The following is a 15,114-nucleotide window of genomic DNA, read 5'->3' on the forward strand; positions in this document are numbered from 1 at the left end:
ACCGAGCACCCGGCGTGGCACGTGTGCTCTCGTATGACGGAGTTGACCTACTCGGAGCGCAGGGTCGCGTCCCTGGCCGCGTGCGGCCACAGCAACCGGGCGATCGCGATGCGGCTGCACATCACCGTGAGCACCGTGGAACAGCACCTCACCAGGGTCTACCGGAAGCTGGCGGTGAGCAGCCGGGCCGAGTTGAAGGGGCACCAAGCCCTAGTGTGACCTCGTGCGGGTCGCGGGGTTGCTGCTGGCCGCGGGCGCCGGGCGGCGGTTCGGCGGCCCGAAGGCGCTGGTGACGCGCGGTGGCGCGCCGTGGGTCGAGTCGGCGGGCGCGGTGCTGCGCGACGGCGGGTGCGCGCCGGTGGTCGTGGTGCTGGGCGCGGGCGCGGACGAGGTGCGGGCGCGGGCGGCGCTGGACGACGTCGTGGTGGTGGAGAACCCGGCGTGGGCGACGGGCATGGGTTCGTCGCTGCGGGCGGGGTTGGCGGCGTTGCCGGGCTCGGCGGACGCCGTCGTCGTGCTGCCGGTGGACACGCCGGGTGTGACGGCCGCGGCCGTCCGGCGGTTCGTGGACCTGGCCGCGCCCGCGGCGCTGGCGCGCGCCTCGTACCGGGGTGCGCCCGGTCACCCGGTGCTGATCGGCCGCGAACACTGGGCCGGCGTGTCCTCCGCCGCCACCGGGGACGCCGGCGCGCGGCACTACCTGCGGGTCCACGGCGCGGCGCGGGTGCCGTGCGAGGACGTGGCGGACGGCGCGGACGTGGACCGGCCGCAGGACTTGCCCTGATCCGCGCGCGCCGGGGGAACCCCCTGTGCCAGAGTCGACGACATGTCGCATCTCAGAGCCGGGCTCGCACTCGCCGCGGTGGTCGCGCTGTCCGGGTGCGGCGCGCCCGCGGGCGCGGGCTCGGACGGTGTGCTGTCCCTGGCTCCCCCGCCGCCGTCGCCGACGCCGACCGGTCCCACGTTCGTGCCGGCGAGCGGGCAGTGCCAGGTCACGCTGAACGCGCCGGAGCCCACGGCGGCGGCGACCACCCAGCCGACCGCCCAGCCGGACCCCGGCGGGCCGACGACCACCCGCGCGCTGCCCGGCGACATGCCGCCCAACCACGCGGACAACCGGTCCTGGCGGGTGCGCAAGCCGCTGTCGCCGGAGAACCACGCGCGGGGGCTGACGTTGGCCGAGCGGGTCCGCCCGGAGCTGGCGGCGCTGTGCGACGCGGGCAACTTCGCCCAGGACGCGACCCGCGCGGCGTTCGCCGCGGCGGGCCACCCCGAGGTGTGGGTGACCGGCATGAAGTCGTTCAGCGGCGACACGCCCCCGGCGGGCGTCGTCTTCAACGCCACGCTCGCCGACCCGGCGCAGGGCACCGCGTGCGTCCTCGGGCTGCTCCAGCCCGGTTCGGTGGCGATCTCCGTGCTCGGCACGACCGGCGAGGGCTCGTGCGTCGAGCCGGACTCGCACTGAGCGCCCCGGCGCGCGGTCCCCGACCGCCACACCGGGGCGCCGCACGGGCAGGACGCCCGGCGCGGCGAACGCGTGCGCCGTGGTGACGCGGGCCCCGCACCGGGTCAGACCAGGCGGACCTCGACGCCCTCGTCGCGCAGGCGCGCCACCTCGTCCTCGGGCGCGTCCTCGTCGGTGACCAGCACGTCGACCTCGCGCGCGCCGCACACCCGGCCGAACGCCGCGCGCCCGAACTTGGAGCTGTCGACGGCCAGGACGACCCGACCGGACGCCTCGACGGCGGCCCGCTTCACCGCGCCCTCGGCCAGGTCGTGGGTGGACACGCCGTCGCGCGCGCTGAAGCCGCAGCCGCCCAGCACGGCGGTGTCGAACCGCACGACCCGGAACGCCTGCTCGGCGAGCGGCCCGACGAACGCCAGCCCGCCGGGCCGCAGGTCGCCACCGGGCAGCACCAGCCGCACCCGGTCGGCGGCGCGCAGCACGTCGACGGCGTGCAGGGACAGGGGCAGCACGGTCAGCCGCCGGTCGGTCAGCCGCCGCGCCACCTCCAGCGCGGTGCTGCCGCCGTCGAGCACGACGGTCTCGCCGTCGTCGAGCAGCGCGGCGACCGCCGCGCCGATGCGCCGCTTGACGTCCAGCCGCTGCCGCGCGCGGGCCGCGAACGGCGTCTCCTCGCCGGTCGGCACGCCCTCGGCCGCGCCGCGCACCCGGCGCAGCAGCCCGTCGCGTGCCAGCGCGTCGAGGTCGCGCCGCACGGTCATCCCGGACGCGCCCACCAGCCGCGCGAGCGCGCCGACGCCGACCCGCCGGTGCTCGCGCAGGCTCTGGAGGATCAGCTCGTGCCGCTGGGCGACATCCACGGCGTTCATCCGAACACGCGTCGTGTTCGATCGTCAACCCGGTCCTGGCGGTCGGACCGGAGATCGGGTAGGACTGGCGACCACGTCTTGGTGTAGACCACTGGAGGGTGGACCGCATGACCGACACCGTGCCCGGCTCCGACTACGGCGACGTCGTGCGCACCCACCTGACGAGGGTGGAGCAGCAGAACGCCGCCGCGCTGGACGACGTGGCCGAACTGGTGCTGGCCAGCGTCCGGGCCGACGGCATGGTCCTCGCGGCGGGCGCGGGCCACTCGCTCGCCGCCGTCGCCGAGACGTTCTACCGCGCGGGCGGCCTCGCGTGCGTGCGCCCGATCTACCACCCCGAGCTGCTGCCCATGCACGGCGCGGTGAGCAGCACCGCCGCCGAACGCCGCTCGGGCCTGGCCGCCGAGGTGCTCCGCGAGGCGGGCCTCGCCGCCCACGACGTGCTGTTCGTGTTCTCCACCTCGGGCGTGAACCCGTACCCGGTGGAGCTGGCCGTGCAGGCCGCCGACGCGGGGTGCCCGGTGGTCGCGGTGACCTCGCTCGCCGCCGGCGCCGCCGCGCCGCGCCGCGCGGGCACGACGCTCGCCGAGAACGCCACCGTGGTGCTGGACAACCTCGTGCCGCCCGGTGACGCCACCTACCCGCCGGACAACCCGGTCACCGCCGCCGTGTCCACCGTGGCCACGGCGTTCCTGTGGAACCTGCTGCTGGTGCGGCTGATGGACAAGGCCACCGAGGCGGGCGTGGTCCTGCCGCTGTGGCGCAGCGCCAACGTCGAGGGCGGCGACGCGGCCAACGCGGACCTGCTGCGCAAGTACCAGGTGCGCGTGCCGCAACTCGGCTGAGACCGGACGCTCACGTTTCCTCCACAAGGTCTGGCTAGTCTCCGACCGACGAGGGGGGAACACGTGAACAGGACAACCAAGCGCGGGGTGCTGGTCGCCGGGGGCCTGGGCGCGGTCGCGGCCGTCGTCGCGGGCGTGGTCGTGCTCCTGCCGGGCGGCGGCTCGTCCGCCACCTCCGGCCCCGGCACGACCACCGGCGCGGCGGGACCCGCGCCGGGCCCGGTGGCGCAGGAGTTCGTCGGCGCGCTCGCGGCGGGCGACCCGGCCAGGGCCGCGGCCGCCACCGACGCCGCCGCGACCGCCGGACCCGCCATCACGCGCACGTTGCAGGGCATGAAGGACGCGCGGTTCAGCGCCCGCCTCGGCGCGACGCCGCCGATCGGCGACGACACGACCACCGTGACCATCGACGCCGACGTCACCTGGACGCTGCCCGGCGGCGTGCCGCTGAAGCACACCACCGGCGTCGGGCTGCACCGCGCCGGCGACCGGTGGCAGGTGCGGTGGTCGCCGACCCTGCTGCACCCGCAACTGGCCGAGGGGCAGGCACTGGCCTACGAGGCGACGTCCGGTGACGGCGCGCTGCTCGACCGCGACGGCAAGCCGGTGGGGCCGGGGTTCGCGCCGGTCGTGCTCGGGTCGGTGAACCGCGAGGTCGGCAGCCTCTCCGGCACACCGGGCTGGCAGGTCGCCGTCGTCGACGCCGCCGGCGCACCGGTCACCGTGGTGCGCGAGCAGAAGGCCGTGGCCAAGCAGAAGCTGACGCTCACCCTCGACCCGGCCGCGCAGCACGCCGCGCAGGCCGCCGTGGACCGGGTCGCGCTGCCCGCCGTGGTCGTCGCGCTCGCGCCGTCGAACGGAGAGCTGCTGGCCGTGGCGCAGAACCAGGCGGCCGACCAGCAGGGGCCGATCGCGCTGCAGAACCTCTTCGAGCCGGGCTCCACGTTCAAGATCGTCACCGCGGCGGCGGCGCTGACCGGCGGTATCGCCACCGCCGACACCCCCGTCGAGTGCCCCGGCAAGGAGACCATCGGGCCGCGGCAGATCGTCAACGACGGCCAGTTCGACCTCGGCACGGTGCCGCTGCACCGGGCGTTCGCCGCGTCGTGCAACACCAGCTTCAGCCGGCTCGCGGCCGGGCTGCCCGCCGACGCGCTGCCGCGGGCCGCCGCGATGTTCGGCCTGGGCGCGGACTACACGGTCGCGGGCATCACCACCAACACCGCCAAGGTGCCGCCGTCGGAGACGGTCACGCAGCGCGTCGAGGCGGGCATCGGGCAGGGCACGATGCAGGTGACGCCGTTCGGCATGGCGTTGGCGGCGGCGACCGTGGCGCGGGGCAGCACCCCGACGCCCCAGCTCATCCGGGAGATCCCGACCACCGGCGGTGGCGGCGCGCCGCTGCCCGGCGGGGTGGCGACCGCGCTGCGCTCGATGATGGGCGAGGTCGTGACGAGCGGCACGGCCACCGCGCTCGCCGGGCTCGGCGGTGTGCGCGGGAAGACGGGCACGGCGCAGCACGGCGACGGCACCCGGTCGCACGGGTGGTTCGTCGGCTACCGGGGTGACGTGGCGTTCGCGGTGATGGTGGTGGACGCCGGGACCTCGAAGGCGGCGGTCGACACCACCGCCGCGTTCCTCCGCGGCCTGTGAGCGGGTCCACCGGCGCGCTCGGACGGGTCCGGGCGCGCCGGTGGACCCCCGCCGGTGATCGGTCCGCCGTCCCCGGCGGCGGACCCGCCGTCAGGCCGCCGCGGGCGCGTCGTCGAACTGCGTGCGGTACAGCTCGGCGTAGCGCCCCTCCTCCGCCAGCAGCTCGCCGTGCGTACCCCGCTCCACGACGCGCCCGTCCTCCACCACGAGGATCTGGTCGGCGGCCCGGATCGTGGACAGCCGGTGCGCGATCACGAGCGCCGTGCGCCCGTCGAGCGCTTCGGCCAGCGCCTCCTGCACGGCGGCCTCCGACTCGGAGTCGAGGTGGGCGGTCGCCTCGTCCAGGATCACGACCCGCGGCCTGGCCAGCAGCAGCCGCGCGATGGTCAACCGCTGCCGCTCGCCGCCGGACAGCCGGTAGCCGCGTTCACCCACCACCGTGTCGAGCCCGTCGGGCAGCGACTCGACCAGCGGCCGGAGCCGGGCGCGGTCCAGGGCGTCCCACAGCTCGGCCTCGGTGGCCTCCGGCCGCGGGTAGGTCAGGTTCGCGCGGACCGTGTCGTGGAACAAGTGCCCGTCCTGCGTGACCACCCCGACCGCGCCGCGCAGCGAGTCGAACGCCAGCTCGCGGACGTCCACACCGGACAGGCGCACCGCGCCGTCGTCCACGTCGTAGAGGCGGGGCACCAGCGAGGCGATCGTCGACTTGCCCGCGCCGGACGACCCGACCAGCGCGACCAGTTGGCCGGGCTCGGCGCGGAAGCTGATGCCGTGCAGGACCTCCTGGCCGCCGCGGGTGTCCAGGGTGGCCACCGACTCCAGCGAGGCGAGCGAGACCCTGTCCGCCGCCGGGTACCCGAACCGGACGCGGTCGAACTCCACCGACACGGGGCCGTCGGGCAGGGCGGCGGGGCGCGGCGACTCGTCGATCATCGGCTTGAGGTCGAGCACCTCGAAGACCCGCTCGAACGAGACGAGCGCGGTCATGACGTCGACCCGCGCGTTGGCCAGGGCGGTGAGCGGCGAGTACAGGCGGCTCAGCAGCAGCGCCAGCGACACGACGGTGCCCGCGGCGAGGTGGCCGGTGAGGGCGAGGTAGCCGCCCAGCCCGTAGACGAGGGCCTGGGCGAGCGCCGACACCAGCGTCAGCCCGGTCATGAACCAGCGGGTGGCCATCGCGGTGCGCACGCCGATGTCGCGGACGCGGGCGGCCCGCTCGCCGAACTCGGCGGCCTCGGCGCGCGGGCGGCCGAACAGCTTGACCAGCGTCGCGCCGGGCGCGGAGAAGCGCTCGGTCATCTGCGTGGTCATGCCCGCGTTGAGCGTCGACGCCTCGCGCTGGAGGTCGGCCATCCGGTTGCCCATGCGCCGCGCGGGCAGCGCGAACACCGGCAGCAGGAGCAGCGCCAGCGCCGTGACCTGCCAGGAGAGCGTGAACATGACGCCGAGCGACAAGCCGAGCTGGATGACGTTGGTGACGACGCCGGACAGCGTCGAGGTGAACGCCCGCTGCGCGCCGATGACGTCGTTGTTGAGGCGGCTGACCAGCGCACCGGTGCGGGTGCGCGTGAAGAAGGCGACCGGCATCCGCTGGACGTGCTCGTACACGGCCCGCCGCAGGTCGTAGATGAGCCCTTCCCCGATCCGCGCCGACTGCCACCGCTCGGCCAGGCCGAGCCCGGCGTCGAGGAGCGCGATGCCGGCGATCACGACGGCCGGCCAGACGACGACCGACACGTCCCGCCCGCCGACGATGGCGTCCACCACCCGGCCGGCGAGGATCGGGGTGCTCACGGCGAGGACCGAGGACACGACGGTCAGGAGCAGGAAGGCGACCAGCTTCGCCCGGTGCGGGCGGGCGAACGCGAGCACCCTCCGGAACGTGCCCCGCCGCACCCCCTTGGGCAAGTCGGAAGCCGCCATCGCACTGCGCATCAAGCCACGGGACCCGTCCACACCAGACTGGAACACCCGCCGACCTGGCAACCTTCCCGACTACGCCGACGGCGAACCCACCCCGCTCACGCCACCCCTGCGACACCCGACAGCAGCCACCCCTTCGGCGGCAACCGTCAGCAGCCACCCCTTCGGCGGCAACCGTCAGCAGCCACCCCTTCGGCGACCAGCCCCCGACACCCAGCCCTGGAGCGGCATCCCTCGGCGCCCGTCAACGGCCGGTTCCTCAGCGTGTTCTCAGCGCGAGCACGCGATTGTCGGTATGCCACGGGAGAATGGAATCGGGGGCCGGAGGCCAACCCGCATCACCGCACCACTACGAAAACGACCGCCACCGATCACCCGATCCAGCACGGGAACCGACAGCGCGATCACCGGGCGAAGTCACCCGATCCAAAACACCGGATCATCCGATCATTCCGGGGTCGAGCCCGGACAACCCCACCGGGCCACCCCTCAAAACCGCTCAGCCGGAACCACGCGCAACCGAAAGACCGGCCGAATTCGCGGACCGCACGACCCCGCGACCGCCGCTCAGGCCGACCCCTCCGCGAGCGCCTGCCCCTTCGCGAGCGCCGACCCCTCCGCGAGCGCCGACAGCTCCGCGAGCCGCCGCACCTGCGCCACCCGCTCGGCCCGCAGCTGCTCCTCGGCCGAAGCCCCCTCGGCGGCGTGCGCCAGCAAAGCCAGCGTCTCGCGCACCGCGCCGGGCATCGGGCGGAGCACCTGCGCGACCAGCTCGTCCACCGCCGAGTCGAGTTCGGCGCCGGGCACCACGCGGTTCACCAGACCCGTGCGCAGCGCCTCCTCACCACCCACCCGCCGCCCGGTCAGGCAGAGCTCGGCCGCGCGGGAGTACCCGACCAACCGGACCAGCGGCAGCGTGCCGCCCAGGTCCGGCACGAGGCCCAGGGACGTCTCGGCCATGCAGAACAGCACGTCGTCGGCCGCCACGCGGAAGTCGCATGCCAGCGCCAGCTGGAAACCCGCCCCGATCGCGTGGCCCCGCACCGCCGCGATCGTCACCCGGTCGGGGTCGCGCAACCAGCGAAAACCCTCCTGGAACTCCGCGATCAGCGCCGCGCCCTCATCCGGGCCGCGCAGCGCGATCTCCGCCAGACCGGGCTCGCCCTCGACCCGCGCGCCACCGAACATGCGCCGGTCGAGACCGGCCGAGAAGGCACGACCGGAGCCCCGGACGACCACGACGCGGACGTCCGGGTCCAACTGCGCGCCGATCGTCCGCAACGCCACCCAGGTGGTCGGCGTCTGTGCGTTGAGCACGTCGGGACGGTCGAGCGTGATCGTCGCGCGCGGTCCGTCGACGACGAGCCGCACGCCACCACGCTCCAGCAGGTCGGCGTCGATGGTGGTCGGTGCCGACATGCGCGGGACCTCCGGGTTCGCGAGGGCGTCGGCTCTCCTCGACGCCTTGTGTTACCGGAGGGTAGCTTACTTCTTCTTCGTGCGGGTGGCGCCACCGCGACCGCGCAGCTGGACACCGGACTCGCTCAACACCCGGTGCACAAAGCCGTAGGAGCGCCCGGTGGACTCCGCCAACGCCCGGATGCTCGCGCCCTTTTCGTACTTCTTCTTCAGGTCAGCGGCCAGCTTGTCCCGCGTGGCGCCGGTGATCCGGGCGCCCTTCTTCAGGTCAGCCACCTTGTCCCGCCTTCCGTAGACAGCAGGTCGGGCCGTGAAAGCCCCTGTCGGGGCAATGATCGAACACGACGACCCAGAAGGCCAGCCGATCATGCGAAAAGATCGGTGAGCGGTCGGACGACCACTGAGGGTGGATCAGGCGGGCACGGGTGGAAACCCTTGGCTCAGGCCAACTGCACGAGTTCCAGGTACTCCGCCGACCAGTGGTCCTCGGTGCCGTCGGGCAGCAGGATCACCCGCTCGGGCTCAAGCGCCTCCACCGCACCGGGGTCGTGCGTGACGAGCACGACCGCGCCCTCGTAGCGGCGCAGCGCGTCGAGCACCTGCTCGCGACTGGCCGGGTCCAGGTTGTTCGTCGGCTCGTCCAGCAGCAGCACGTTCGCCGCGCTCGACACCAGGCCCGCGAGCGCCAACCGGGTCTTCTCGCCACCCGACAGGGTGCCGGCGGGCTGCTCCAGCTGCTCGCCGCTGAACAGGAACGTGCCGAGCAGCGACCGGAGCTGCTGCTCCTGCACGTCCGGCGCGGCGTGGCGGATGTTCTGCCACACCGTCGCCTCGTGGTCGAGCGTCTCGTGCTCCTGCGCGAAGTACCCGAGCTTGAGCCCGTGACCCGCGATCACCTCGCCGCTGTCCGGGCGCTCCATCGACCCGATCAGGCGCAGCAGCGTCGTCTTGCCCGCGCCGTTGAGGCCGAGGATCACGACCCGCGAGCCGCGGTCGATCGCCAGGTCGACGCCGCTGAACACCTCGAGCGACCCGTAGGACTTGCTCAGCCCCTCGGCGGTCAGCGGGGTCTTCCCGCACGGCGCCGGCTGCGGGAAGCGGATCTTCGCCACCTTGTCCGCCTGGCGCGTCTCCTCCAGGCCGGACAGCAGCTTCTCGGCGCGGCGCGCCATGTTCTGCGCGGCCACGGCCTTGGTCGCCTTGGCCCGCATCTTGTCCGCCTGGGCCATCAGGGCGCCCGCCTTCTTCTCGGCGTTGGCGCGCTCGCGGCGGCGGCGCTTCTCGTCGGCGGCACGGGCTTCCAGGTACTTCTTCCAGCCCATGTTGTAGATGTCGACCTCGCCGCGCGTCGCGTCGAGGAACCACACCTTGTTCACCACGTCGTCGAGCAGCTCGACGTCGTGGCTGATCACGACCAGCCCGCCGTCGTGCGACTTGAGGAACCCGCGCAGCCAGGCGATCGAGTCGGCGTCGAGGTGGTTGGTCGGCTCGTCGATCAGGAGGATCGTGCTCGACTTCGCGCCGACACCCGCCTCGGACGCGGCGAACAGGATGCGCGCCAGCTCGACCCGGCGGCGCTGACCGCCGGACAGCGTGCGCAGCGGCTGCGCCAGCACCCGGTCCGCGAGCCCGAGGTTGGCGCAGATCCGCGCTGCCTCGCTCTCGGCGGCGTACCCGCCCAGGGCGGCGAACCGCTCCTCCAGCCGGCCGTACTTGCGCACGGCGGCCTGGAGTTCGGCGTCGTCCACCAGCTCGGCCATCGTCGACTGGGCCTTCTCCATGTCGCGCAGCAGCTGGTCCAGCCCGCGCGCGGACAGCACCCGGTCCTTCGCGATGACGGAGAGGTCGCCCTCGCGCGGGTCCTGCGGCAGGTAGCCCAGCTCGCCGGAGCGCCGGACCTCGCCCGCGTAGGGCTGCCCCTCCCCCGCGAGAACGCGCAGGGACGTGGTCTTGCCCGCGCCGTTGCGCCCGACGAGGCCGATGCGGTCGCCGGGCTGGACGCGCAGGGTCGCGTCGGAGAGCAGGATGCGCGAACCGGCGCGCAACTCGAGGTCGGTCGCGGTGATCAAGAAGAACTCCGGGGTGGTGTGGTCGTGCGGGGTCGACGGCGCGGCACGCGCCGGACCTACTCGATCAAGATGACCACGACACCAGTCTACGGGTACCGCGCGACCGAATTAACCACATGTGTCCACCGGCATAACCGACCGTCGCGGGGTGCGCGGGTCGGCGTTCCGGCCGCGGAGGCGTTCCGACCGGGAGGCCCGAGCAGGAGAGGCCCGAGCAGGAGAGAGGCTCAGGGCAGGAGGGAGGCTCAGGGCAGGAGGGAGGCTCAGGGCAGGAGGGAGGCTCAGGGCAGCACGAGGGGTTCGGGCGCAAGCGGGGGTGGCGTCAGTCACGCACGACGACCTCCACCGCGCGGGCGCGGTCGGCGGCTTCGTCCAGCACCGCTCGCCGGGGTTCCGGCACGTCCAGGACGCGCCGGGAGGCGCGGGCGAAGATCGGCTCCAGCCGGCGGTCGGCCCGGAGGGCGTCCAGCGCCTGCCGGTCACCGCCGAGCACCACGGCGTCCAGTTCCGCCAGGCGCGGCAGCAGGACCCTGGCCGCGTCGTCGGCTGCGGCCTGGAGGGCGACGCGGGCCTGCCCTTCGCGGCGGCGGGCGAACCGCTGCTGGGACCAGCCGCCCGCCTTGTTCCGGCCGTGGACCTGGCGGCTGCCGGTCGTGGAAACGAGCACCCGGCCGTCCTGCGCGACGCCGAGGCTGTGGCCGCCCAGGCGGACCAGGAGGAGGCCGAGGCGGCGGGGCCGCGTGGCGTTGGCCAGCAGCGGGCCGAGGTCGAGGCCCTCGGCTTCGCCCGCGGGGGCGAACTCGTCGAAGGCCGCGGCGACCTCCGCGGTCGCGCCGTCACGGGCCGCGACCAGGACGTGGGACGGGGTGGTGCGGGTCGTCGCGATGCCGTCGTGGCGGGCGGCGAACCGGGTGAACCAGCCCGCCAGGCGCTCGGGCGCGACCTCGACGGCCCTGCCGCCGCCGGAGACGGGGCGCACCTTGGTCATGACCGGGCCGACCGAACCGCGGCCGACCCGAGGCACCGCGACTCCGGGCACCGGGTTCCCGGGTGCGGCGACGTCGGTCGCCGTGGCATCGCGCCTGCGCGTGTCATGCCGGTGCGACGGCCACCCACACCGGCAAGGGGTGGCCGCACTCGGCGGGCGACAGGCGTTGCACCGAGCTGAAGCCCGCGGCCGACAGCTCGTCCGAGACCTGTCGCGGCGACAGCACGCGGTGCCGGGTGGCGACCGCGTTGGCCACCTCCCACGTGCTCCGCCCGCGAACCAGTCGCACGACCTCCAGGGCGTACGACTCGCCGTCGGGTGACCAGTCCCACAACTGGACCGTCACCTGCCGGTCCCTCCCGTGACCCGAGACCTTCGGCGGCGGCGCCGTGGGGCGCAGGCGGCTGAGCCGGTCCAGTTCCGGCACGGCCGCGACGAGGAGCCCGCCCGGCCGCAGCGCCCGGCGGGCCAGCCGGAGCGCCTCGGGCAGGGCGTTCTCGTGGGCCAGCATCGGCAGGAGGTCGTCGCCGGCGCGCACCACGTCGACCGGGTTCGGGGCCGGGCCGTCGACCACGTCCAGCAGGTCGACCACCTGGAGCCCGTCCTCGCCCAGGACCGCGGAGGCCACCCTGGTCAGCGGGTCCTCCGGCACGGGCACGAGGTCCTCGGCGGCGGTCACCCGGACACAGTAGGGCCAACCGATCACCCGACGCCACGGTCCGCGGCGGCCGTGCTCCGGGCAGAGCCATAACGCGGCACAGATAGCCAAGAGGCGACTACCTGGACGGGAGACACCTCATGCACAATATTACCGGCGGGTTTACACGAACCGAAGCAAGAGCAATCACCACTTGACAGAACGAGTGCCCTCCCAGTGAACTCTTAACCCGTATGGCCCAACCACTGACTCCGCCTGGCAGCCATCAACGCACCGTGTTGGCGGGTAGGGTCACTGGGGCGTGATCTAATGACAGCGGGGAGTCACAATGACCAACGCTGCCGGTCGACCCAACCTGTCCGTCGACGAACTCGACTCGACGGGACACGGCAGTCTTGCGCAACTCCTGACCACGGGACCGTTCCCCGAGGCGTTGCGAGCGGCGATCAAAGCCAGCAGGCTGAGCCTCGACCGCATCCAGCACCGGCTTGCTCTGCGCGGGGTCACCATCAGCGTCGCGACGCTGAGCTACTGGCAGTCCGGCCGACGCCGACCGGAGCGACCCGAGTCGCTGGAGGCGCTGCGCCACCTGGAGACCGTGCTCGGCGTGCCGCAGGCGGGCCTGTCCGCGCTGCTCGGCCCGCCGAGGCCGCGCGGCAGGCGCTCGCGGCCCACGACGATGATGCCGATCGACGCGCTGTGGGCGCGCCGCGAGCGGGTCGCGAACCTGCTCACGAAGGTCGACACGTCGTCCGACGTCAAGCTCGGCCGGATCAGCCAGCACGACCGCATCGAGATCGCGGCCGACGGAGGGCAGCGGTCGGCCTGGGTGCGGCAGATCCTGCGCGCCGAGCAGGACGGCCCGGACCGCTGGGCGCTGGTGTTCGAGACCGAGGAGTCCGACGTCCTGCCCCGGGTCGCGAACCTGCGCAACTGCCACCTGGGACGGGTCGCCGAGGACACCGACGCGAACATCATGGTCGCGGAGCTGATGTTCGACCGGCCCCTGACCAGGGGCGAGACCATCATCATGGAGTACGAGCTGCTGTTCGCCGAGGGTCACTACCCGGCAGGCAACAACACGTTCGCCCGCAAGTTCCGGCTCCCGGTGCGCGAGTACGTGATCGAGGTGCGGTTCGACCCCTCGTACCTGCCGTCGCGCTGCCAGCAGTTCAGCGTGCCCGCCGGGGACGACACGCCGTCGCGGCGGCGCAACCTGGCGTTGGACAACGCCGGCGGTGTGCACGCGGTGGCCCTCGGGTTCGGGCCAGGTGTGTTCGGCATCCGCTGGGAGTGGCCGAAGTAACCGACCGGCGCACCCGCACGACGTGCACCGGACCGCGGGCGTCGGGGCACTCCACCGGATCGCGGTGACGGCCCTCGGGACACGTGCCCGAGGGCCGTCGCCACATCCACCACCGCTCACAGCACGAACGCGTCCGTCCAGAGCTGGCCGGTGCGCCCAGACAGCGCGTCGAGCAGCGCGGCGGCCTGGTTGTCGGTCAGCGAGGCGACGAAGTCCACCACCGCCCGCCCCCGCGCGAGCGCCCGGACGGCGTCCGGACCGGACGGCCGGTCGCCCGTCGCGCCGACCAGCGCCGCCGGGTCCGCCCGGAACAGCGCGGCGTACTCGGCGCTCGCGAGGTCGACCAGGTCGTGCAGGCGGCGCGGCAGCCGGTTCGCCTCGTGCCGGTCGGTGACCCACTGCTCCAACGCCTCCAGCAACGCCGTCAGCAGCCTCGCCTGACCGCGCTGGTGCAGGGCGAGGTCGGGGCGCAGCAGCACGAACCTCCGGTGCACGAACTTCAGCACCTGCACCTCGTGCCACTGCCGGACCGCCAGGACGACGTGACCGGACCTGGTGGTGGGCTCCTCGACCACACCGACCGCGTCCACCAACCGCCGCGTCCACCGGGCCGAGAAGCCCGCCACCGCCTGCTCCGCCTCGACCGAACCGTCGAACGGCACGGACAGCAGCCCGTCGACCAGCTCCGCCCGGACCTTCGCCACGGCCTGGGCGAACGCGTCGTCGTCCACCGCCCACGAGTCCTTGGCGTGCAGCCTGCGCCGCATCGCCTCCAGCGAGCGGCCCGGCCGCCGCTCCTGCGCGGCCAGGTCGGCGGCGCTCAGCCCCGCCAGCTCGACCGCGTGGTCGAGCCACGTGTTCAGCTCGGCCGAGACGGTGGCGTGCTGCAACACACCGACCCGGTAGAAGTCCTCCAGGTCGTGGATGGCATAGGCGATGTCGTCCGCCGTGTCCATCACCGACGCCTCCACCGTCTGCTGCCACGGCTCCACCCGACCGCTGTAGAACGAGCGGGCCTGTGTCACGTCGTCCAGCTCGGTGACGTAGGCGGAGAACTTCGCCGCGCCCGTGCCCGGCGCGTCGGGCGGTTCCGCGGCACCGCGCGGCGGCGCGGCCATGTCCTTCGGGTGCGGGTCCGGGTAGGACAAGCGGGTCCACGGGTACTTGAGCATCGCCGCGCGGACCGCGACCGTGAGGTCGAGTCCCAGCGCGGCCGGGCCACGCACGTCCGTGGTGGTGACGATGCGGAAGGACTGCGCGTTGCCCTCGAACCCGTCCGACAACCCGAACCGGTGCCGCGCCAGGCGGTCGAGCACCTGTTCGCCGAGGTGCCCGAACGGCGGGTGGCCCAGGTCGTGCGCCAGCGAGGCCGCTTCCACGACGTCCGGGTCGCAGCCGCCGAGCTTGTCGAGCACCCCGGCGAGTTCCGGCCGCGCGCCCAGCCGCTCGGCGATGGCCCGCGCCGCTTGCGCGACCTTCAGGCTGTGCGTCAGCCGGTTGTGCACCAGCAGTCCCGAACCCGTGGAGCTGACGACCTGCGTGACACCGCCGAGGCGCGCGAAGAACGGAGAACTGGCCACCCGGTCGCGGTCGACGCGGAAGGGGCTGGCCGCCAGGTCGGCCGGGACGGGCGTGGTGCTGTCGCCACCTGATCTGCGGATCGTCCGGGGGTCGGCGTGCTCGGGGTGCATGACAAGAAACTAGTCCGCGGGGACGCCGGCAGCAGCTCCGGAACGCCAAAAAGCCCTCAGGGGCACCCGGATGAACCGGGTGCCCCTGAGGGAAAGAATGTTCGGCGGCGTCCTACTCTCCCACACCCTCACGAGTGCAGTACCATCGGCGCTGGAAGGCTTAACTACCGGGTTCGGAATGGGACCGGGTGTTCCCCCTCCGCCATGACCACCGAAACACTATGAAAT

At 73.7% G+C, this 15,114-nt stretch carries 14 protein-coding genes and 1 rRNA gene; 6 read left to right on the plus strand and 9 right to left on the minus strand.

The window, feature by feature from the left end:
* Positions 1 to 33: 33 nt before the first annotated feature.
* The 3 genes from C8E97_RS24880 to C8E97_RS24890 are packed head-to-tail and all read left to right on the plus strand — an operon-like array spanning position 34 to position 1,465.
* Positions 34 to 219, plus strand: coding sequence for a helix-turn-helix domain-containing protein (locus tag C8E97_RS24880; RefSeq protein WP_121007894.1), 186 nt, complete (start codon positions 34 to 36; stop codon positions 217 to 219).
* A gap of 4 nt (positions 220 to 223) precedes the next feature.
* Positions 224 to 784: a nucleotidyltransferase family protein gene (locus C8E97_RS24885; RefSeq protein WP_121007895.1), complete on the plus strand. Its 561-nt coding sequence runs from the start codon at positions 224 to 226 to the stop codon at positions 782 to 784.
* Between the two features lie 42 nt (positions 785 to 826).
* Positions 827 to 1,465: a hypothetical protein gene (locus tag C8E97_RS24890; RefSeq protein ID WP_147455225.1), complete on the plus strand. Its 639-nt coding sequence runs from the start codon at positions 827 to 829 to the stop codon at positions 1,463 to 1,465.
* 104 nt (positions 1,466 to 1,569) lie between these two features.
* On the opposite strand, the gene C8E97_RS24895 is transcribed toward C8E97_RS24890, so the two are convergent.
* Positions 1,570 to 2,334: a DeoR/GlpR family DNA-binding transcription regulator gene (locus C8E97_RS24895; RefSeq protein ID WP_121007897.1), complete on the minus strand. Its 765-nt coding sequence runs from the start codon at positions 2,332 to 2,334 to the stop codon at positions 1,570 to 1,572.
* A gap of 107 nt (positions 2,335 to 2,441) precedes the next feature.
* Here C8E97_RS24895 and C8E97_RS24900 point away from each other — a divergent pair, with 107 nt between their 5' ends.
* Entirely contained in the window at positions 2,442 to 3,179 is a 738-nt protein-coding gene (locus tag C8E97_RS24900; protein ID WP_121007898.1) for an SIS domain-containing protein, read from the plus strand.
* Positions 3,180 to 3,242: 63 nt separating this feature from the next.
* Entirely contained in the window at positions 3,243 to 4,832 is a 1,590-nt protein-coding gene (locus C8E97_RS24905) for a penicillin-binding transpeptidase domain-containing protein (protein WP_121007899.1), read from the plus strand.
* A gap of 90 nt (positions 4,833 to 4,922) precedes the next feature.
* On the opposite strand, the gene C8E97_RS24910 is transcribed toward C8E97_RS24905, so the two are convergent.
* The 6 genes from C8E97_RS24910 to C8E97_RS24935 all read right to left on the minus strand — a co-directional run bounded on the left by C8E97_RS24910 (position 4,923) and on the right by C8E97_RS24935 (position 11,910).
* Positions 4,923 to 6,767 carry an ABC transporter ATP-binding protein gene (locus C8E97_RS24910; RefSeq protein WP_425470584.1) on the minus strand — a complete coding sequence of 615 codons (1,845 nt, stop codon included), beginning with the start codon at positions 6,765 to 6,767 and terminating at the stop codon, positions 4,923 to 4,925.
* 555 nt (positions 6,768 to 7,322) lie between these two features.
* On the minus strand, positions 7,323 to 8,174 hold the full coding sequence (locus C8E97_RS24915; RefSeq protein WP_121007901.1) for an enoyl-CoA hydratase/isomerase family protein: 852 nt from the start codon (positions 8,172 to 8,174) through the stop codon (positions 7,323 to 7,325).
* A 66-nt stretch (positions 8,175 to 8,240) separates the two neighbouring features.
* Positions 8,241 to 8,450, minus strand: a complete 210-nt coding sequence (locus tag C8E97_RS24920; RefSeq protein WP_015103570.1) for a helix-turn-helix domain-containing protein — start codon at positions 8,448 to 8,450, stop codon at positions 8,241 to 8,243.
* A 164-nt stretch (positions 8,451 to 8,614) separates the two neighbouring features.
* Positions 8,615 to 10,243 (minus strand): ABC-F family ATP-binding cassette domain-containing protein, encoded by a 1,629-nt coding sequence (locus tag C8E97_RS24925; RefSeq protein ID WP_121007902.1) that lies wholly within the window; start codon positions 10,241 to 10,243, stop codon positions 8,615 to 8,617.
* A 322-nt stretch (positions 10,244 to 10,565) separates the two neighbouring features.
* Positions 10,566 to 11,231: an acVLRF1 family peptidyl-tRNA hydrolase gene (locus C8E97_RS24930; RefSeq protein WP_121012296.1), complete on the minus strand. Its 666-nt coding sequence runs from the start codon at positions 11,229 to 11,231 to the stop codon at positions 10,566 to 10,568.
* A gap of 103 nt (positions 11,232 to 11,334) precedes the next feature.
* Positions 11,335 to 11,910, minus strand: coding sequence for a hypothetical protein (locus C8E97_RS24935; protein WP_246019141.1), 576 nt, complete (start codon positions 11,908 to 11,910; stop codon positions 11,335 to 11,337).
* Between the two features lie 307 nt (positions 11,911 to 12,217).
* On the opposite strand from C8E97_RS24935, the gene C8E97_RS24940 reads away from it, so the two are divergent.
* Complete coding sequence (locus tag C8E97_RS24940; protein ID WP_121007903.1) at positions 12,218 to 13,195, plus strand: helix-turn-helix transcriptional regulator; 978 nt, start codon at positions 12,218 to 12,220, stop codon at positions 13,193 to 13,195.
* A gap of 116 nt (positions 13,196 to 13,311) precedes the next feature.
* On the opposite strand, the gene C8E97_RS24945 is transcribed toward C8E97_RS24940, so the two are convergent.
* Both C8E97_RS24945 and rrf read right to left on the minus strand, forming a co-directional pair.
* Positions 13,312 to 14,886: a deoxyguanosinetriphosphate triphosphohydrolase family protein gene (locus C8E97_RS24945; protein ID WP_121007904.1), complete on the minus strand. Its 1,575-nt coding sequence runs from the start codon at positions 14,884 to 14,886 to the stop codon at positions 13,312 to 13,314.
* A gap of 99 nt (positions 14,887 to 14,985) precedes the next feature.
* A 5S ribosomal RNA gene (rrf, locus tag C8E97_RS24950) occupies positions 14,986 to 15,102 on the minus strand.
* Positions 15,103 to 15,114 lie beyond the last annotated feature (12 nt).

The organism is Saccharothrix australiensis, assembly GCF_003634935.1.
In the GTDB taxonomy this organism is placed as follows: Bacteria; Actinomycetota; Actinomycetes; order Mycobacteriales; family Pseudonocardiaceae; genus Actinosynnema; species Actinosynnema australiense.